The organism is Rhizobium sp. RSm-3 (genome assembly GCF_001854685.1).
GTDB lineage: Bacteria > Pseudomonadota > Alphaproteobacteria > Rhizobiales > Rhizobiaceae > Rhizobium > Rhizobium ecuadorense.
The window spans coordinates 212,985-232,115 of the sequence record NZ_MAWZ01000035.1 but is presented as its reverse complement, the minus strand read 5'-3'; the positions used below and the strand labels follow the sequence as shown (position 1 = coordinate 232,115).

The 19,131-nt window shown below is 61.7% G+C and carries 17 protein-coding genes and 1 tRNA gene; 6 read left to right on the top strand and 12 right to left on the bottom strand.

The window, feature by feature from the left end; translation table 11 throughout:
• Positions 1-12: 12 nt before the first annotated feature.
• The 3 genes from BBJ66_RS24020 to BBJ66_RS24010 all read right to left on the bottom strand — a co-directional run bounded on the left by BBJ66_RS24020 (position 13) and on the right by BBJ66_RS24010 (position 3,196).
• A complete protein-coding gene (locus BBJ66_RS24020; protein WP_071090393.1) occupies positions 13-843 on the bottom strand; it encodes a carbohydrate ABC transporter permease in 831 nt (276 codons plus the stop codon).
• Complete coding sequence (locus tag BBJ66_RS24015; protein WP_064838032.1) at positions 843-1,736, bottom strand: carbohydrate ABC transporter permease; 894 nt, start codon at positions 1,734-1,736, stop codon at positions 843-845. The genes BBJ66_RS24020 and BBJ66_RS24015 overlap by 1 nt, the downstream gene beginning before the upstream one ends.
• A gap of 125 nt (positions 1,737-1,861) precedes the next feature.
• Entirely contained in the window at positions 1,862-3,196 is a 1,335-nt protein-coding gene (locus BBJ66_RS24010) for an extracellular solute-binding protein (RefSeq protein ID WP_071090390.1), read from the bottom strand.
• A 176-nt stretch (positions 3,197-3,372) separates the two neighbouring features.
• Between BBJ66_RS24010 and BBJ66_RS24005 the strand changes: the two genes are divergently transcribed.
• On the top strand, positions 3,373-3,987 hold the full coding sequence (locus tag BBJ66_RS24005) for a GNAT family N-acetyltransferase (RefSeq protein WP_071090387.1): 615 nt from the start codon (positions 3,373-3,375) through the stop codon (positions 3,985-3,987).
• Positions 3,988-4,007: 20 nt separating this feature from the next.
• On the opposite strand, the gene BBJ66_RS24000 is transcribed toward BBJ66_RS24005, so the two are convergent.
• The gene (locus BBJ66_RS24000; protein ID WP_071090384.1) at positions 4,008-5,765 is read right to left on the bottom strand and encodes a glycogen debranching protein; all 1,758 of its coding nucleotides are present in this window, start codon (positions 5,763-5,765) and stop codon (positions 4,008-4,010) included.
• Between the two features lie 362 nt (positions 5,766-6,127).
• On the opposite strand from BBJ66_RS24000, the gene BBJ66_RS23995 reads away from it, so the two are divergent.
• From BBJ66_RS23995 to BBJ66_RS35050, 3 genes are read left to right on the top strand one after another with little or no spacing between them, the layout of a single operon-like run.
• Positions 6,128-7,309 (top strand): ROK family transcriptional regulator, encoded by a 1,182-nt coding sequence (locus BBJ66_RS23995; RefSeq protein WP_071090381.1) that lies wholly within the window; start codon positions 6,128-6,130, stop codon positions 7,307-7,309.
• 49 nt (positions 7,310-7,358) lie between these two features.
• Positions 7,359-7,652 (top strand): helix-turn-helix domain-containing protein, encoded by a 294-nt coding sequence (locus BBJ66_RS23990; RefSeq protein WP_049734013.1) that lies wholly within the window; start codon positions 7,359-7,361, stop codon positions 7,650-7,652.
• 60 nt (positions 7,653-7,712) lie between these two features.
• Positions 7,713-7,862 carry a hypothetical protein gene (locus tag BBJ66_RS35050; protein WP_167347793.1) on the top strand — a complete coding sequence of 50 codons (150 nt, stop codon included), beginning with the start codon at positions 7,713-7,715 and terminating at the stop codon, positions 7,860-7,862.
• A gap of 3 nt (positions 7,863-7,865) precedes the next feature.
• Here the strand turns inward: BBJ66_RS35050 and BBJ66_RS23985 are convergent, their stop codons facing one another.
• Positions 7,866-8,078 carry a hypothetical protein gene (locus tag BBJ66_RS23985; protein ID WP_029872887.1) on the bottom strand — a complete coding sequence of 71 codons (213 nt, stop codon included), beginning with the start codon at positions 8,076-8,078 and terminating at the stop codon, positions 7,866-7,868.
• A gap of 195 nt (positions 8,079-8,273) precedes the next feature.
• Between BBJ66_RS23985 and BBJ66_RS23980 the strand changes: the two genes are divergently transcribed.
• Positions 8,274-8,507 (top strand): DUF982 domain-containing protein, encoded by a 234-nt coding sequence (locus BBJ66_RS23980; protein WP_049734145.1) that lies wholly within the window; start codon positions 8,274-8,276, stop codon positions 8,505-8,507.
• A gap of 2 nt (positions 8,508-8,509) precedes the next feature.
• Here BBJ66_RS23980 and BBJ66_RS23975 read toward each other — a convergent pair whose 3' ends face one another.
• The gene (locus BBJ66_RS23975) at positions 8,510-8,728 is read right to left on the bottom strand and encodes a hypothetical protein (protein WP_049734011.1); all 219 of its coding nucleotides are present in this window, start codon (positions 8,726-8,728) and stop codon (positions 8,510-8,512) included.
• 566 nt (positions 8,729-9,294) lie between these two features.
• On the opposite strand from BBJ66_RS23975, the gene BBJ66_RS23970 reads away from it, so the two are divergent.
• A complete protein-coding gene (locus BBJ66_RS23970) occupies positions 9,295-9,927 on the top strand; it encodes a class I SAM-dependent methyltransferase (protein ID WP_049734010.1) in 633 nt (210 codons plus the stop codon).
• An 81-nt stretch (positions 9,928-10,008) separates the two neighbouring features.
• Here BBJ66_RS23970 and BBJ66_RS23965 read toward each other — a convergent pair.
• From BBJ66_RS23965 to bcsA, 6 genes are all read right to left on the bottom strand, one after another.
• Positions 10,009-10,085: transfer RNA gene (locus BBJ66_RS23965), tRNA-Pro, on the bottom strand.
• A 98-nt stretch (positions 10,086-10,183) separates the two neighbouring features.
• Positions 10,184-10,852 carry an HAD family hydrolase gene (locus tag BBJ66_RS23960; protein WP_049734009.1) on the bottom strand — a complete coding sequence of 223 codons (669 nt, stop codon included), beginning with the start codon at positions 10,850-10,852 and terminating at the stop codon, positions 10,184-10,186.
• A 101-nt stretch (positions 10,853-10,953) separates the two neighbouring features.
• Positions 10,954-13,353 (bottom strand): cellulose synthase, encoded by a 2,400-nt coding sequence (locus BBJ66_RS23955; RefSeq protein WP_071090379.1) that lies wholly within the window; start codon positions 13,351-13,353, stop codon positions 10,954-10,956.
• Positions 13,350-14,393: a glycosyl hydrolase family 8 gene (locus BBJ66_RS23950; protein ID WP_071090376.1), complete on the bottom strand. Its 1,044-nt coding sequence runs from the start codon at positions 14,391-14,393 to the stop codon at positions 13,350-13,352. The genes BBJ66_RS23955 and BBJ66_RS23950 overlap by 4 nt, the downstream gene beginning before the upstream one ends.
• Complete coding sequence (locus BBJ66_RS23945) at positions 14,390-16,858, bottom strand: cellulose biosynthesis cyclic di-GMP-binding regulatory protein BcsB (protein WP_071090372.1); 2,469 nt, start codon at positions 16,856-16,858, stop codon at positions 14,390-14,392. Before BBJ66_RS23945 ends, BBJ66_RS23950 begins: the two co-directional genes overlap by 4 nt.
• Entirely contained in the window at positions 16,855-19,047 is a 2,193-nt protein-coding gene (gene bcsA, locus BBJ66_RS23940; protein ID WP_049734144.1) for a UDP-forming cellulose synthase catalytic subunit, read from the bottom strand. Before bcsA ends, BBJ66_RS23945 begins: the two co-directional genes overlap by 4 nt.
• Positions 19,048-19,131 lie beyond the last annotated feature (84 nt).

The window sequence follows — 19,131 nt, the reverse complement described above, 5'->3', positions numbered from 1 at the left end:
CACGTGGCTCGCCTATTTCGTCGCGCCCGCCGTCAAGCCGGCGATGAACCGCCGCTGGAAAACCAGATAGGTCAGAATGAGCGGGAAAATGACGATCACCGCGCCGGCGGTCAAAACCGGCGTATTGACGGTGTAACGCCCCTGGAAAAACAGCATGCCGAGGGGCAGCGTCCGATAGGCGTCGTCATTCACAAGGATGAACGGAATGAGAAACTCGTTCCAGGTCCAGATGAACAAGAACAGCGCCAGCGTCGACATTGCCGGCACCATCAGCGGGATAACGATCTTGCGCAGGATGTAGAAGCGTCCGGCGCCATCGAGGACCGCCGCTTCGAGAACCTCCTCCGGCAATTGCTGCATGGCACTGGCGAGGAAGATCGTCGAGAAGGGTATCGACATTGCGATCTGCGGGATGATGAGAGCGGCATAGGTATTGATCAGCCCAAGATAGCGCATTTCATAATAAAGCGGGATGATGAAAGCCTCTGCCGGCACCATCATGCCGAGCGTCAGGATCGCGAACAGCGTGCGCCGCAGCGGAAACGACAGGTAGGCGAAGGCAAAACCGGTCAGCAGGCCCAGAAAGACGCTTGCGGCAACGACGGGTATGACGACGACAATCGAATTCCAGAAGTAAATATTGAAATGCCCGGCATTCCAGGCATCGAGGTAATTTTCGAAATGCGGATAGGCCGGGAGGGCGAATGCGCCTTTCAGCACGTCAGCCTTGCTCTTTATCGAGGTCAGCAGCAGCAGCAGGAACGGCGTAATCGTGACGAAGGCCAGGAGCCAGAGGACGATGCGAAGGAACAGCGCGGCGGGGATGTTGGACGAACGGCTCATCAAGCCAATCCTTTGCTTCTGGAGCCCACCAGCCGGTGAATTGCAAAATTGATTGCGAATGTCAGCAAGGCGCCGACGATGGCGATGGCGGCCGCGGCGCCGAAGCGGTTGAGCTCGAAGCCGAGCTGATACATGTAGATATTCGGCACCAGCGTCGCATTCGCCGGCCCGCCGCGGGTCATCGTGAAAATCAGGTCGAAGCTTTTGATCGAGGCAATAACCGTCAGAAGCAAAACCACCCTGATCTCAGGCATGAGAAGCGGCAGCGTTATCCAGAAAAAGGTCTTTCGCGGCGACGCGCCGTCGACCTTGGCGGCATCGAAAAGAGACGGGTCGATACGCTGGATTCCGGTGAGGAAGATCACCATGCAAAAACCGAAGAAATACCAGGTGGCAACGATCCCGACCGCGGGAAGCACGAAATTGAAATCTCCGAGCCAGGGCAATGCGAATCTGCCCAATCCCACCGCTCTCAGAAACTGATTGAACGGGCCGAATGCCGGATTGTAGAGCCATGCCCAGATGATGCCCAACACGGCAGTCGGCATGATGTAAGGCAGGAACAGGAAGGTTCTGAGGGCGAGCTGTTCGCGCTGCTTCAGATTCCACACACAGGCGGCGAGCGTTATGCCGAGCACGAGCGGCAGGACGCAGTAGAAGATCATGAGCTCGGCATTGTTGCGCAAGGCAATGTAAAAACGGCTGTCGGAAAAGAGATCGGCGTAATTGCCCAGCCCAACCCATCTGGGCATGGTCAGGCCGTCCCAGCTGGTCAGGCTCAAACCCAGAGCTGCGACAATCGGCCCAAAGACAAACGCCCCATAGAGCAGCAATCCAGGCAATAAATAGATGAAATTGGTCTGTTGCGTTCCATCCAGTGCGGAGCGTTTCATCCAGTACTCCCTGAAGCCAAAGCTCTGGTCATCGCGCAGCAAGCCGCAAGCTCGCAACGCTCATTTCAGCGTGAAGAACAGGACGCCGGCCGGACCACCCGGGCGCGACCGGCGTCCGCACTCCCTTATTTCTTATCCTTCAAATAGGCCTGATAGTCCTTGTCCATGGCATCGACAAAAGCTTCGGGCGTGATCTTGCTCGACAAGAGAAGCGGCGTGTTGTCATCGATTGTCTTCAGCATCGTCGGGCTCGACCAATCGGGGTAGTGGCCGAGCGCATCGTTGTCATTGAGCGTCTTCCACATCTCGATGCCGGAGGTCAGGAGCGGCGTGAGCTTCGGCTTTGCATCCGCCGGCAGCGATGTTGCAGGAAGATAGCCTGCCGCGGCCCAGCTTTCCGCGGCCTTTTCAGACACCATATAGTCGATGTACTCGCCGGCCAGGTCCTGCTTCGCCTTGTCTTTGGCAAGGCTGGTTATCGCCCAGGCAAGATCCACGCCGCCGACGCTCATGGGCTTGGAAACGCCCTTCGGAGCGGGAATTGCCATGAAGCCGATATCCGGATTGTTTTGCATGTCGCCGAAATACCAGGTTCCGGAGATCAGGAATGCGCCCTGCCCTGATATGAACAGCTGGACGGCGTCGTCACCCGAGATGCCCTCGAAGCCGGGATAAAAATAGCCGCCCTGTGCCCATTGCTGCACGAGTTTGGCCGATTCGATGTTCCCCTTGGTGTTCCAGGAGCCGCCCTTGCCGTAGATCAGGTCGTCAAGCTCGGCGCGATTGGCCGCGTCGATATGCGCCTGATCGATAGCGCCGATCATGTGCAAGGCCAGATGCTGCTTGGCTGAGCCCATCATGAAGGGCGCAACGCCTTTTTCCTTGAGCTTGTCGAGAGCGGCCAGAAGCTCCTCGAAAGTCTTCGGCAGCGCCACGCCCGCCTCGTCGAGGATCTTCTTATTGTAATAAAGGCCGACGATTTCGCCGAGACCCGATATGCCGTAGGTCTTGCCGACCCCGAATTTCGTCCCCTCCCAGCGGTCTCTGGCCAGCACGGAGTCCGACTGCCGCTTATCCCAGCCATATTTCTTGATGTACTCGTCAACCGGCAGAAGCAATCCTTCCTTGACCATCGCGCCCATGTCGCCGGCGCCCTGGTTGACTTTGGTGATGACGGGCCCGTCGCCTGCCGAAACCGCAAGTTTCAGCGTCAGCTTCATGTCATCGAAGGTGCGGGCGGTGCGTTTGATCGTGACACCGGGATGTGCGGCTTCGAACTCCTTATTCAGTTGCTCGATGACCGCGCTCTGGCCCTCAAAGGTTTGGTCGTCCCACACCGCCAGATCGTCGGCGCGGGCGGCGGAAAGGCCGAAACTCATAAGCGCCGCGCCGGCGAGCGCGACAGCTGCTTTCAATCGGTATGCCGGCATCATGCTGATCGATTTCACGGTTCTGTTCATCTGCTCCACCTCATTTGGTTTATTCTCCACTCCCCGTCCGCACCTCGCGCCTGGCGCCGGCCGAACGTTTTCTTCCCCAGAGCTTTGCCTGGCTGGCGAATCTGAGGTAATCGTCAATGCATCAGCCCCTCTCGCGATCCAGAATGACAAAGCGCCACGCAGGAGGTGGCAAAGCGATGGACAGCAACTGCTTCATCCGCCCGGCGATTGAAGCCGATACCGAGGCTCTTTTCGGCATCTGCCTGAAAACCGCCAACGGCGGCGAGGATGCCAGCACGCTTTACAGCGACCCGCATCTGCCCGGTTACATCTGGTCGGTACCCTATCTCAAGTTTGCCAGGGACTTTGCCTTTGTTCTCGTTCAGGGCGACCGGCCGGTCGGTTATGTCGTCGGGGTGCCCAATACCGGCGGGTTCGACAAAACCCTTGAGGCAAACTGGTGGCCGTTCGTCCGCCGAGAGATCGCCGGGCTGACGCCCACGCGTCCGCGCGACGCCGACGTGATCGAACGAATTCAAAATCCGCGCAGCGGAACGACGTGGCTTCAAGACGATTACCCGGCGCATCTCCATATCAACATTCTTCCCGGACTTCAGGCAGGCGGCTGGGGGCGCCGGATGATCAGCACCGAGCTTGAAGCGCTTCGCAATCACGGGGTCGCAGCGGTGCATCTCGGTGTCGATCCAAACAATGAACGCGCCAGAGGTTTCTACCGTCACCTTGGCTTTTCCGAACTCGAACGGGACGGCTCCGTCGCCTTCGCCATGCGGATCGATAAGGGATCTGACTAGAACCGACCGAACCGTCATGCTCATGAGATTGGCTCCGCATTTGCGGCGTCAAGTCCATATTTCAAAACGACCGCCGCCGGCATGGCGCTCCAGCCCTGAAGCAGGGAACCGCGCCCGTAAGGCGGCGAGAAATATTCCACCGCCCCGATCCAGCCATTGTCGAGGCAGGTTTGCCACCAGCGCGTCAGCGCGTAACGTGCGCCTCCAAGCCCGTGGCGAAGGCGTTCTTCGGCATAGGCGCCATCCCAATAGGGCCAGTCCGAACCATTATGGTAGCGGTAGGGAAAAGCCGTCTTGGATCGCAGATCGCCTGGCCGTTTGAAGGGCGGATAGGCGCACATCACCCCCCAGCTGCCATAGGGCTGCTGCTGATTGTTGCGCGTTTCCAGCTTGCTTTCAAAAGCTCTCAGCAAGCCAACGGCCTTCTGTGCTGAAATTGCTGCGAATCGCGACAAGGTCAGGCTGTCGAGAGCCAGATGATCCTCGACAAAAGCGCCAGGCGTTCCATAGTCGACATATCCTCCCGTTGCCGGAACGAAGAGTTTGGCCTCGATTTCCTGGCGGGCCAGATTCGCGACCTTGCCTGCGCGTTCGGCAAGAGCCGGATCGTGCCCTTCGCCAAGCCTTGCCACGGCGTCCATGGCGCCGACGAAAAGACCGAGATCATAGGAGACGAGGCCCTCGCGATAGACATTGTCGGCCCAGTCGCGGTCATTGCGCGGTTTCAGCGGCAGAACGCTGTCAGGACCGGCCAGGCCGAAATAACGATCCGCAATTGCCCTGACCGTTGGCCAATGTGCCTGTACCTCGGCCAGGTCCTTTGTTGCGCTGTAATAGTCGTCAATAAAAAGAATGAAGAAGAGCGGGCTGTCGAAGTGATCGCTCCACCAGTCTTGCGGACGGTTGTGGTATTCCGGAACGGCCTTTTTATGGGTTTTGGGATTGGCCTTGCTGTCTTCGACAAAGCGCTGCCACGCCTCTGACTGCGCAGGCCCGGTCAAGATCACCCCGCTCGGGGCTTCTCCATCCGGCTGCACCCCCTTGGCGAGCAGCCGGATCTCGTCGCGCACCGCCTCCGGTGCAAGCGTCAGAAGCGGCTGCATCGTCCAATAGCCATCGCGATAATAGGTCCGCGCTGGAGCGCTATAGGCCTGCCCCGCGGCGAGACCGGCGAAGGCACCGTTTTCGTCGCGCCGGATGCTGGAAAGGGCGGCATGGATGCCCTGGCTGACCATGCTGCGCATCAGCGGGTCGGCGTCGGGCGCCAGATCGCAACGCGCGGCATATTCGGCGGCTTCGGCAATGATCGCGTCGCTGGTGAGGCTGAGAGCCTTCTCGGCTTCGTCTCTCGAGGCGCCGACGGCAATCCGCAAATCGGAACCGAGAACCTCCACGATGAGCACACCCCAGCCCATTTCGGCAGTCTGCCGATGATGGGTCCGGGTGACTTTTGCCCTCGCGCCTTGCCCATCCGGCTCATGCCACCAGGCGCAACGACGCGCCGGATATACGCCCTGAAGGCGCACGCCGCTGATCAACATCACCGGCAGCGACTGCGCGACGAATATGCCGCCATGTCCGGAGACCATTCGGTTCGGAGCATAGGTATAAGGGCCACCGATGGCAGAAAATCTGACACGCCCCAGACTGCCGGCGCCCCACAGAGCGAGATCGGCATATCCGCCCGGATGAACATCCGCCTGAAGGCGTGGCGCCATGACAGGCAGTAAAACGCCTTCTTCGGTGGCAAGCTGTCCATCGGTCGAGGGCTTCATCATGGATAATCCCCCCGCAGCCAAGTTGAAGCCGCTGCAGAAGGCGAGAGAGAAAAATAGAGGCACGAGCCTGAGCCTGCTCCTCTTCGGGCGACCTTGGCTGGCGCGCGGCTATCCAGACGATGCGGGTGGCGCATACTTGTCTTCAACCCTCTTTATTTCATCGCGCATTTCATTGTGCGTTGAGATCAGCCTACAGCCGACCTCCTGTTTGTCAAGGACATAGACAAATTGCCGCCTTGGGTGTACTGAAATGCAGTAGAATGACGAAGTTGAAGCGCATACCTCCTTTTCGCGATGGTTGCGGGTCAATAGCGACCCGTTATTAGGTATATGCTCCGAACTAATTGGAACGAGCTAGCCGGATGGCACCGACACCTTCTGCCACGCAGCCTCCCATCGCACGAAAAATCTCGACCAATGCGGTGATCCGCACCGTGTTGGCGAGCGGGTCGATCTCCCGCGCCGATATTGCCAAGCTGACCGGCCTGTCGAAACAGACGATTTCCGATGTGGTGCGCGACCTCGAGGATGACGGATGGCTGAAACCTGTCGGCCAGACCGATGGCCGCCCGGGCCGCAATGCGATTACCTATGAACTCAATGCCAGGGCAGGTCTGGCCGTCTCCATCGATCTCGGCGGCACCAAGATCGCCGCGGCGATCTGCGATCTCTTGGGCAACGTCGTTGCCGAAACCAAAGTGGCGACCGACCCGCGCGGCGGAATGCGTCTCGTCAACCAGTTCAGCGATCTTATCGTGGAACTCGCGCTTGCGGCCGGAACGACCGCCGACAAGCTCCGTCTCGTCGTTCTCGGCAGTCCCGGCGTGCTCGATCCGGCCACCGGCCATATCAATGTGGCGCCGAATATTCCCGGCATCGATGCGATAAATCTGCGGCAGGTCTTCAGCGACAGAATGAGCATACCGGTGATCGTCGAAAATGACGTCAATCTGGCGGCGCAAGGCGAGAAATGGCGGGGACACGGTGTCGAGACCGGCAATTTTGCTTTCGTCGCTCTCGGAACCGGCGTCGGCATGGGCATCATCGCCAATGGCGCTCTGTTGCGCGGCGCGCGTGGCGCGGCCGGAGAAATCGCCTACCTTCCGATCGGCGGAGATGCCTTCGATCCCGGCGGGTTTACGCTTGGAACCTTTGAGAGCGCGGTCGGCAGCGTCGCCATGTTACGCCGCTACACCGGTTTCGGCGGGCGCAACGCATCCACCGTGGCCGATCTCTTCGCCGCGTTCAATGCGGGAGATACCAGCGCCGTCGCCGCCATCGAAGAGACGGCGAGGCTGGTGGCGGTCGCCATTGCCGCCATCGGAGCGACTCTCGATCCCGAACTGGTGATCACCGGCGGCAGCATCGGCGCCAGACCGGAACTCGTAGACGCCATCCGGAGGTTCCTGCCGCGCTGCACGCCCTACCCGCCGCGCATCGAGATCAGCCGCTTTGGTAACCGGGCCGCTCTCATGGGAGGTATGGGGATCGCGGTCGAGCGCATGCACGACGATCTGTTCGGCGTGAAATTGAAGGACGCTTGATCGGCTCGCGCCACTTGAGAAGTGCGGTAAATGCGCTAGATTTTCCGCCATGATAACAGCAACGCAGATACGCGGCGCGCGCGCCATGATCGGGATGAGTATCGAAGAGCTTGCCGCCGCAAGCGGCTTGCCCGTGGAGACCGTGACGGCGCTGGAAAACGGCGAATTCGCAGGCGAGCCGCACGCGCTGTTCGATGTGCGCAGCACACTCGAGGCGCACGGGATCATCTTCCTGTCGAGCGGCAATCAGGATGAAGGCGGCCCCGGTATCCGGCTACGCGCGCGCACCATGAGCGACGACGGCATCCGGCCGGAGAATCTCAACGCCGCCAACGACGACTGACGGAACCAATCTGGTGCTTGGCCGTTTCCGCTGTCCTATCAGGTATTTGGGGGCAGTCATTTGAACCGCAGCAATGGTCTCTACGTCATCATCGGCGTACTCGTCGTCGCCGTCATCGGCCTCGGCGCCTATATCTACCGCGAGGAAAACAAGCCGCAGGGGATCGAGATGAGCATCGGCAAGAACGGTGTCTCGATCGAGCAGAACTGAGCGTCAGAGATAGGTCTTGGCGAGATCGGCGAGTTTGCCGCCGTCCTTCACGCCCTGCCTGTAGAGCTGAATGATGACCGCACCGATCCGCTCGGCCTCGGGTGTCGTCCTGGCGAGGCCGCGTTCGTCGCAGACCTTGTCGAGCACCTGGGACAACAGATCGAGATCTTCCGAAAACAACGGCAAATCATGCGGATGAATTGATGATCGTAACATCACGCCGCATTCCCTCCGAGGGCAAACGCATCCACGCTTGCATTGCCGGCCGCCCTCCGCAACCGGCAAAGATGATTATGCGCGAGGGCCCGAACTTTAGCAACTATGCAAATTTCCACAGAACAAAATTCGGGAACAAAATTTCGCCCCGCGCGTTTTAGGCGCGTTTGCAGCAGGAATGAGCGAGTGCAGACGTTGACTGAAATACGCTTTCCCTCCCCGGTCCGGGTCGTTTCTCAAAACCGCAGCCTGATCGTTTCCACCGTTTGGGAAGCCGTCGAATATTTGAAACGATGGCCGAACAAGCGTGGGCGCGACTATCGCGTTGCGCGCCAGCATTGCCTGGATGCGCTCGACGGGCTACGCAGCCCGCGCGCCGCACAGGCTTCTTTCATCACGGCGGCGAAGACGGCGGGATTATTGCTGTGAGATCAGCTGCCGTGGCGGCCGGCGGCGGCGAGCTGCGGGTGAATGGAGCCTTCCATGATCACCTTGGCGGTTACCTCGATCACCTGCTCCTCGGCGAGCTCAGCAAGCGCGAGGGCGACATCGCCCTCCGGCCAGCCAGCCTTAACGGCCTCGTCGGACAAAGCCTGGAATGCGCCGGCGAGGGCTTGTCTGCAAGTGAGATTCTGCTTCATATCCGCCATGCGCTCGCACTAGGCTAATTGTGACAGGGACGTTTTAAGCTATACATATTGGCATGAATACGAAGAGGTTTCACGTTATTTAAATTCGAAATTGGATATTCCACATTCAATCTTGGTATAACCTTAACAAAAAACAACAAATACCGCCTCCTATAATTGGAGCAGCGCCAAAAAGAACTAATAGATTTATTTGAGACCACACCCTCAAGGGGTATTTCATTACGCTCTTTACTGCAAATGGCCGCAGTATCGGAGTCGAAGCAGCGACTGCTTTCCCCCGCCCGACCAGACGAAATCCGAATTGCGGCACGGTTTCATCATCTTCCCTGCACCCTGTCAATCGGCTTCGACATCTACCAAGGCGAGCGCCCGGCGGACATGGTTCATGAGGCAACGGCGCGCCCGGCTGAATGCGCATATCGTCAACAATATCCTCAGCTGCCACGAGCGCCTTCGGCTAATCACTTTAATACCACAACGACACCACACTGCCGTCAAAGTCCGCCGTACGATTGTGCTGCGTATTATTGGGTTGGCGGGCCCACTTCTCCAGGAGCTAAGCTAAAATGTCTATCGAACTAGACGCGACGACCTATGTGCATGCCAAACCAGCGACCGCGCATTCTTATATTTTGCCGGCCGTTGTCGATGTTCTTGAGAACAGTTTTCACCAGGCAAACGAAACGTCTGTCTTCGACCTCGGTTGCGGTGCCGGCGGTGCCGCAGCCGTGCTTGCGGGAAAAGGCTATGATGTCATCGGCGTCGATCCGTCCGAGGACGGCATCGCAAAAGCGCGAACGGCCCACCCCGATCTGCCGCTGGAAATCGGCTCCGGTTACGAAGATCTTTCCAGCCGCTACGGGACCTTCGATGCGGTGATCAGCCTCGAGGTCGTGGAGCACGTTTATGATCCCAAGGCGTTCTCGGCCACCATGTATGATCTGGTAAGGCCCGGCGGCATCGCGGTCATGTCGACGCCTTTTCACGGTTACTGGAAAAATCTGGCCTTGGCCGTAAGCGGAAAGATGGACGACCATTTCATGCCTCTCAAGGACCATGGCCATATCAAATTCTGGTCTCCGGAAACGCTGAGCACGCTGCTGCACGAAACAGGTTTCGAAGACGTCGACTTCGAATATGTCGGGAGGATTCCGCTCCTGGCCAAATCGATGATCGCAATCGCGCAGAAACCGCACTGAAGACCCACCGTTCTCCGCAATGGCCGCCAGAGCGGCCGCCACATGAAACGTGATGTTCTGACTGGATTTCAAGGGGATAAATGGTCGGGGCGACTGGACTCGAACCAGCGACCCCTTGACCCCCAGTCAAGTGCGCTACCGGGCTGCGCTACGCCCCGACCTGCCGAAACGGCTTGCTTCGTTTAGTTTTTCGGCGCGTGCAATGCAAGCGGAAAAAACTCGCCTCCGACAAAAAGGAGGCGGTTTGTCGGATTGATTAGATCGCCGCGAGCTTCAGCTGGCCTTCGGCGGTGTGGCGGGGCTGCCATGACTGGTAGTTGGCGATGGAGAAATGCGGGGTTTCGAAGGGGGTGGCGTGGGTTTCGGTAATGACGGCGACATCGGCACCGGCCGCTTCACCGGCGAGGATGCCGGCGACGGCGTCTTCGAAGACCAGGCATTTCGCGGGATCGACACCGAGGCGGCTGGCGCCGAGCAGATAACCCTCGGGGCTGGGCTTGCCCGATTTGACCTCGCCGCCGCTGACGATGACCTTCGGCATCGGGATGCCGGCGGCTGCCATGCGGCGTCTGGCGAGCTCGATCGGCGCCGAGGTGACGATCGCCCATTTGCCATCTGAAATGGCGGAGAGGAAGCGGATGGCGCCGGGGATTTCAACGATGCCGGAGACATCCTCCATCTCCTCGGCGAGCAGCAGGTCCGCCTCATGGGCCGGGTCGACGCCGGGAAGGCCAAGCCCGCGGATGACGTCGGAAGCGCGGATGCCGTGGATCGTCTTCAAGAAGACTTCCGGTTCGAAGCCATGGCGCCTTGCCCATTCGCTCCAGACGCGTTCGACGACGGCGATGGAATTCAGCAGCGTCCCGTCCATATCGAAAAGGAAGGCGTCATAGGATCTGTCGAGGATATCGTGGAGAGCGGGCACGGGGCGTTTCCTTGCGGGGGCGAGGCCGGGGCGACCCCTGCACAGGCGAGTAGCGGAGAGCGGCCGCGGCGTCAACGTCAGTCGCGACGTCGACGTCAACGCTAGTCGTTGACATCGGGATGGGTGACGTTGCGAACGTCGGCCAGACCGCGGGCGGCGTCGCGGCTGCCGGTCGCGGCAGCAGCTTCGAAGATACGGGTCGCGTCGCCATACATTTTAAGATTGAGGTAGCTATAGCCGCGCAGCACCATCAGGTCGATGCGTTCCTGCTGCAGTTGGGCGCGCTGATCGAGATAGATCAGGGTCTCGCGATAACGCCCGGCGTCGAAGGCCGAAAGCGCACGGTCGGCGAGGATCGCCACCTGGAGCTCGGCAGCGCGCTGCCGGTTCTGCGGTGCCTTGGTGGCGGCCACAGCCGCATTGCTGGAAAGGCCGGCGCGCAGATAGGCAAGGCTCTGGCCGTAGGCTGCGTCTTCACGATCCTTGCGGACGGGGCTCTGCAATGCCGTCTCGAAGGCCGAGATCGCCTCCATCGGCCGGTTGATATCCATCAGGCACCAGCCGCGCGACAGCGCGTTTGCCGGGCTGAGCTGACCCGCATCGATGGTTGTCGAGCAACCGCGCGTCTGGCGTGAACCGCGCTGAACGGTCACCGTCTGCATCGCCGGCCCTGCCGGGCGAACGGCAACATCGGGCGCCGGCTGCAGCGGGGTGCGGCGTTCAGCCGGAAGCGGCTCGGCCGCCGTGGCAGGGCGTTGCGCCGGCTGCGTCGGCTGAACCGGCTGCTGCGGGGCAAGCGTGCCCTTTTCCGGCGGCTGGACGCTCCCATTCGGCATCAGCGAGGCGGTGTCTTCGAGATTGGCGATCCGGGTCGACCGGCCGGCCCAGGCGCGCTGCAGGTCGAGCACGCCCTTGCGGTCGTTCAGCTGCTCGCGGGTGACGGCAAGGCCATAGGCCGACGGCTCGTCATCGGGCTTCCAGGCAAGCGCGGTCTCGAACCAGCGTGCGGCGGTCTGGAACTGGTTGAGCGAGCGGGCATACCAGCCGAACTGCTGCGCCGTCGGCACATATTTTCGGGCGATAATCTCGGCGGCGATGCGATGCAGCACGTCTTCGGCGAGATCGGCCGGCGGCTGCAGCGCCATCAGATTGGCGGTTGCGGCGAGATAGGTGGCGGTCGCATCGTCGGAGTCGGCACGCCAGCGGAACATCACGTCCTCGGCCTCCTCGGGCGCCTTGCGGGCGATCAGCGCCAGCGCCAGCCCCTGCGAAGCCGTCGCCGTATCCTCCTTGGCTCGGGCGGCGCGGAACCACTTCTCCGCCTCGGCATCGTTGTTGCGGCGAAGCTGGTACCAGCCGAGCAGCAGCGCATCCGAGGCAAGCCCCTCGCTGCCGGCGAGTTTTTCGAGGCGGGCGACGTAATCTGGCGCGATGGCGAGCTTCGGATCGTCATTGCCTTCGGCCATGAAGCGCCGCGCGAGATTGTCGCGGATCGCGTCGAATTCCCTGCTGCCGTCGGCAGCAGGCTTCTCCAGCGCCAGCAGCGCCTGCATCGGCTGATAGGCAAGCAGTGTCGAGGCCTTTTCGATCGTCGCCTGCCGCTCGGCCGGATTGGGGCAGTTCTTCAGTATATAGCTGTAGGCGTCCTGGCCACGCTGCACCCTCGCCGTCTGAAGGAAGGCTTCGGCGACACGCCAGAGAACGTCGACCTCGCTGCAGGTGAGCAGGCTCGGCGTTGCGGCGGCGATATCAACCACGGTCGCATATTGCTTGAGGTCCGAAGCGTTGATGAGGCGGGCGCGGGCCTCGGCGACATCGAGCCGGTCGAGCAGATCGGCCGGCGGCTGCCATCCGGCATCGGCTGCCTGACGGTCGGCGACCGCCTTGCGCAGCTCGGCATAACGGCCCTCGGAATAAAGCTGCCACATGGCCTCGAGCTGTTTGTCGCCATTTTGCGGCACGGCGAGCGGATCGGCCGGCGGAACCCAGTTCGGGTAGAGCGCCTGAAGGCGGGAGATCTCGGCCTGCAGGCGCACCTTGTCGCCGCGGCTGGCGAAATAGCGAAGTGCGCTTTCATCGACGGCAGGCTGCTGCGGCGGCGCGGCGGCCTGTTGCGGCGCTATCGGCTCGGACACGATGGGAGGCGTGACCGGTGCCGGCGGAGCCGCCGGCTGAGGTGTAGGTTGGGGCGCAGATTGAGGCGCGGCGGATGGCGGCGCTGCAGGCTGCTCTGCGACGGCATTCGGATCTGAAACATCCGACGCTGGCGGCGGCGAGGAGGTGATTGCCTCGATCTTGTCGGCGACGAGCTGCGCATTGAAGTCGGAATTACCGGCAGGCGCATCAGTCGGCTTGATGCGGCCCATCATCATCAGTTCCGGCGGCGGCTTGCCGGCAGAGCCAAGGCCGAACTTTTCCTGCAGAGCGGCACGGTCCTTCAGCCCGGTGACGAGGCTCGCCACTACCACTGCTGCTGAAACCGCCACGAGAGAAGACTTCACAGACACTCCGGATGCTTCTCCCCGATATAGGCCAGCCCCAGCAGTTGAAGGGTGGACGGATAATAGAGTGCGGGGGCAAACTGCAGCGCCGAGCTTGGCAGCCTGGTCCCATCGACAACACAGGCCACAACATCGTTAACAATTCTATAACCGGGATCCGACAGCACGGTCTTCGGCCGGCCGGTGGTCAGATCGATGATGGCGGGAACGCCGTCTTGCGACATGCCCTTTTGCAGGCGGATGAGCAGCGCCTTGTCGGTGATGCCGCCGCGGGCGAGATAGAGCGGGATGCGGATGGCGTTATATGAGAATTCGGCGTCGAACCCTTCTGCCGGCCGCGGCTTATCCCGCAGGCTCACCCATTCGGCGGGAAGCTTGCGCGGGCCGAATTGCATCGTCTTCAACAGCTCCACGCCGTCGTCCGACAGTTTTTTCCAGGCATCCGACGGAGCGAGTGCCGACATCACCGGGATCGCTTCATAAATCCAGTAGGACGGGTTGACGACCGGACCATCGTCTCGGTCGCTGCCGGTAAAACCTTCGGTTCCCGGCATCAGCAAAGTGCGGCCCTGCGAGCGGCCGACGGTTTCGGCAAGCAGTGCCTGCGCCATGCGGGAGGCGGCGAGGATGTAGTCTTCTCGTTTCCATGCCGTGCCGGCCAGCGCCAGCGCGTAGGCGATCAGCATATCGCCGTCCGTGGCATTGTTGGTGTCGGCCACATGCGGCCTGACGTTCGGATCCCATTTCCAGACGGCCAGTCCGTCGTCGCGCAGCAGCAGCTCGGTGCGGGTAAAATACCAGATCTGCTCAAAATCGGCGGGGCTCGCAGCGAGGTAGGCGAGCAGCAGGCCATAGCCCTGCCCTTCACTGTGGCTGATGTTGCCGTTGCCGTTGTCGACGATGCGGCCGGTCGGATCGAGAAACTTCGCCTTATAGGCCGACCACGCGCCGGCATTGATCATCGCCTGCTGGGCGGTGGCCGGCAGGCCCGGTGCAAGCGCGACCGATGCCGCCAGCAGGAGCGCGCGCCACCGCCTCATTTCGACCGACCCAGCCTTTTGAGCATCTTCGACGTGGTGATGCCGATCAACAGCACGAAGACGACCAGCAGCGAGGCGTAGGAGAGGATATTCGTCGACAACCAATTGGCGGCGATCAGCCGGTAGTTGGCGATCGACCAGGGCGTCGACGGCACGAAATCGAAACGGGTGACCGGTACCGCCTCGATCTTGCCGGTCTTGCCGGAATAGGTGGTGATGTGGCCTGATATCTGCGGCCAGTTCAGCTGCGACGTCAGAACCTCGACCCCTTCCCGCAAGTCCTTCGCCGATGGCGCCGCCACCACGGTCCAGGCCCCGGCTCCCGCCGGGCTGGAACCCTGCCCTACCAGAAGCGAGGCGGTGTTGGGCGGCGTAAAGATTTCCTCGGCGCCCGGCACGAATTGCAGCGAACTGCGGGAAATATCGAAATTGCGCCACAGCCACTCGCGGAACGCGGTCATCCGGCTGCGCAAGACACCGCCGCTGACCTTGGAATTCCATTCCTCGAAGGCCGCATCGGTGTCGACGACGCCCGTCTGCGCATCCGTCACCGGACGCCACGAGGCCTGGCTCGCCGTGGCGATATTCGTTTGCGACAGAGCGGTTGCCGGCATCTGCGAGATGGAACCGATGAAGATGGCGTCACGATCACCGATCGTATTCGGCGAGGCGACGGTTTCCACAGGGATCGGATGGCCGGCCATGATCGCCATCTGGCCAAGCAGGGTGGCGGCGGCCGAAAGCGTGTCGGCATCGACGCGGTCGATGAACAGCGGCGTCGGCTCCGTGGCCCGGCCATAGGGATAAGCGGTGCCGGCCATGGCGGCCAGATTCGGCCGCTGACCGACGCGGGCGAAATCCGGCATGTGCAGCTCGGAAGTGTCGAACAGGGCAAAGCGGGGACTGGCGCCGGCGGTGGCGCCCGGCGCGCAAGCCGCATCGTCCTTGGTCATCAGGATCGCCTCGATCGCCACCGTATTCAGGCCGGGCTTGAAGTGGCGCATCGTCACGCGGATCGGCAGATGACGCAGAATGCCGCCTGCTGTGGTGGTGATCGGCACGGTCGAGGCGATATTGTCGTTGACGTAGATATCGATGTGGCTGCCGGGCAGCACGTTGTCGGTATAGGCGGCGTCGAGCAGCACCTTCGCCTCGCCATAGGCATTGGCATAAAAGTCCGCCGGCACGGCGATATTGAAGCTGGTCCGCAGCCGCCGGCCGGAGAATTCGGTGGTCTTCACGCCGAGCTGAGACAAAGCGATGCTGGTATCGGAAAAGACCAGCGGCGCATTTGGCGCGCTCCAGCGTTCGGTGGTCAGCACGTCGCGGCGGATATCTTCGGATCTGTCCGTCGGTGAGACGATGGTATCGATGGCCGAGGACACCGCCTGCCAGGAGGGGCCGCTGATCAGAAGCACCGGTGAGCCGCTGCGCGGATCGGTGACGAAAGCGGCCAGTGCCGCACTTTCGGCGCCGGGCGGCAGGCCGGGAAAGAGCGGCCGAAGTTCCGCCGCGGTGCCGACGAGCACACTGAGCTTGCCGGCGCCGCCAGCCGGCAGCGAAGCGGTGCTGAAGGCAAAGTTCTGGTTCGGCATGCTGCTCAGCACAGAAAGCCCCTGCGCCAGCCGCAGCAGCGGCCTGGTGGTTCCCGGCTGTTCCAGCGCCGGGACGACGATGTCGAACTCGGTCCTGCCGGCGCCGTCGACACCGATGGCGCGGATCGCATCGGCACTCGCCGGCTCAGCGACCTCGCTGCCGGCAAAGCTCAGATAGGTGCCGGCCGTATCGATATTCGACCATAATTCATAGGTGGACTGGATGCTGCAATCGGTGCGGTGGCGCTGAGCGGCTTCGAAGCTGACGACATTGGCGCCCGGCTGCAGCAGACCTGGCGGAACCTTGAAGGTGACAGCCGACGCGCCGTCCGGCGAGCCGATACGCTGCTGGCCGATCGGGCGATTGTTGAGATAGACGGTCAACGCCGAGGCCTCGGGGGCGACGACGATCGCATTCTGGTAGGCGAAGGTGAAGCTTGCCTGGGCGGCCGCCTGTTCCGGCGTCAGATAAACGGACCATGACCGCCGGTCATATTCACCGTTGAGACCGAGCTTCGAAAAGGGCACGACATAACGGCGGACGCTCTCGGGGCGCTGAGCCGGCGCCGTATCTCTCGCGGCCGCCTGCAGCGCCTGCGGCGGAACGGTAATCGGCGGGGGAACCGGCGCAGGTGCCGAAGCCGGGGCAGGAGCAGGAGCAGGAGTCGCCTGGGGTGCAGGCGCCGGCAATACGGAAACCGGAGGCGTGACGGGAACCGGCGCGGCTGCCGGCGGGGTCGGCGGTGTCAGTCTCGGGGTAACGGAGGCGCCGGGCGGCCGCTCGCCGGACATATCGAAGGGTGCCGTCTGCGCCTGGGCGAAGGCGGAGGCGTTCAGCAGGAAAAGCGAGGCGGCGATGATGCTTCTCATCCGGCGTTGACCTTTGCCGCCTGCTGCTGGGCTTCGCGCTCCGGCCGCATGCTGCGGAAGAAATAAACGAGGCCGCGGCTGGTCTGATAAAGCGCCGTGCCGAGGAACCAGATGGTGCCGCGGATCAGGCCGGGATTGCGGCGGCGCGAGGCCTGGAACTCGGTCCACTGGCCTGAGTTGGCAAACATCAGGTCGGCGATCAGGCGATGGTCGAGCGCGCTTTTCGGCACGTACTGGCAGCCGACATTGCTGATGTCGCCTGACGGCTCGATGTTGCGAACGATCAGCGGCAGGGTTTCCAGTTCCGCGCCGCTATAGGGCCGGAAGCGGATTTCGCCAACAGCACCGACCAGCATCTCGTCGAGCTGCTTGTTGAAGATGTGAAGCCTGGCGCCATGGACGGAGACGTCCTCGATCGAAGCAGCATACCACTTGCCGTTGGCGCCGAATTCGCAGCGCCGGTTGACGCGGACGCGGCGGGACAAGGCGCGCTCGCCGCGCTCCGACACCACACCGAGCGCGCAGCCGGCCATGATCAGGTTGATGAGGTTCCAGCCGCCGACGACGAGTGTGACGTCGGCCTTATAGGGCTCGGCATAGATCCTGTAGATGGTGATGACGAGCGCGATGATCTGCACCGCAAAGATGACGAAGAACGGCCGGCTGATCTCCGACAGGCGGCTGACGGCGATCGATTCGTCCTTGGCGGTGACCTTGAAGGTCGGCTTCCTCGGATTGAGCATGACGGAGATGACAGCCGGCAGCAGATGCACGGTCTGGACATATTCGTAGAGCTCGGAAATCCATGGCCAGCGGAACGACCCGTAGAGGTAGTTCTGCATCATCAGGTTCACCAGCATGTAGGCAAGCGTATAGGCGAGGAACTCGCCGCCCGACGCGGTGAAGATTTCCAGATCGAAGAACAGGTAGAAGAGCGGCGCAAACAGGAAGATCGTGCGCGGGAACGGGAAGAGCCAGAAAAGCGTGGAGGACATGTAGCAGAGACGCTGCGGGATCGACAGGCCGCGCTTCAGCAGCGGGAAGCGGAAGCGCAGGATCTGCATCATGCCCTGCGCCCAGCGGCTGCGCTGGCCGATGAAGCTTGCGAAGGTGGCGGGCTGCAGACCGGCGATCAGCGGCTTGTCGACATAGATGCTGTTCCAGCCGGCGCCGTGCAGCGCTAAGGCCGTCTCGCAATCCTCGGTGATGCTGATGCCGGAAAAGCCGTTCTGGGAGTCGAGCGCCCTGCGGCTCAGAACCGCGGCCGAGCCGCAGAAGAAGGCGGCGTTCCATTTATCGAGGCCGCGCTGGATGATGCCATAGAACATTTCGTTCTCGCTCGGCATCTTGTCGAAGGTGCGCAGATTGCGCTCCAGCGGATCGGGATTGATGAAGAAGTGCGGGGTCTGGACGAGGAAGAGCTTCGGGTCGTCTTCGAAGTAACCGACGGTCTCGAGCAGGAAATCGCGGGCCGGCGCGTGATCGGCGTCGAAGACGGCGATGAGTTCGCCGGTCGAGTGTTTCATGCCGTTGTTGAGATTGCCGGCCTTGGCGTGTTCGTTGCGGTCGCGCGTGAGGTAATGGACGTCGAGATCCTGGCAGAGCTGCTTCAGCTCGATATGGCGGGCAGCGGCGGCCTGGGCCTCGAGCAGTTTGCCGGAATTGCGCTTCTGCAAGGTGCCGCCGTCGTCGAGCAGCCAGACATGCAGCTTCTCGGCCGGGTAATCCATCGCCTTGGCGGCCGCCAGCGTATTGCCGAGAAGCCCGGCGTCTTCGTTATAGGACGGCACGAAGACATCGACATGCGGCAAACGCCCGGGATTGGCGGCACGCGAGGGGCGCGACGGCAGCGGTGTGGCGACGATGAACAGGCTGAGCGCCAGCATGGCGACGCTGTACATTTCGGCGAGATAGAGCAGCAGGCCGGGAATGAAATTCTCAAGCTGGTTGACAGGCGGCAGCGTGTTGGTGGTGCGCCAGTAAACGTAGCGCAGCACGATCGAGGTGCCGAAGGCGAGCGCCACCAGGCGCCATGTCCCCTCGCCCTTCAAGACCTTGATCAGCGCCATCACCGTCACGACCGTGATGCTGGTGATGAGCTGGGTCTGCAAATTGACCGGCAGCGTGATCAGCACGATCATGCAGAGCGAAACCACGGCCCATATGAAGACACTGCGGGCTTTGCGCATCGACGTTCCTTCGAAATTGCTCAACCGAGGCGCCGTTCGGCACTTCGGGCATGCTCACTAGAACAGGCATGACGTCGTCCGAAA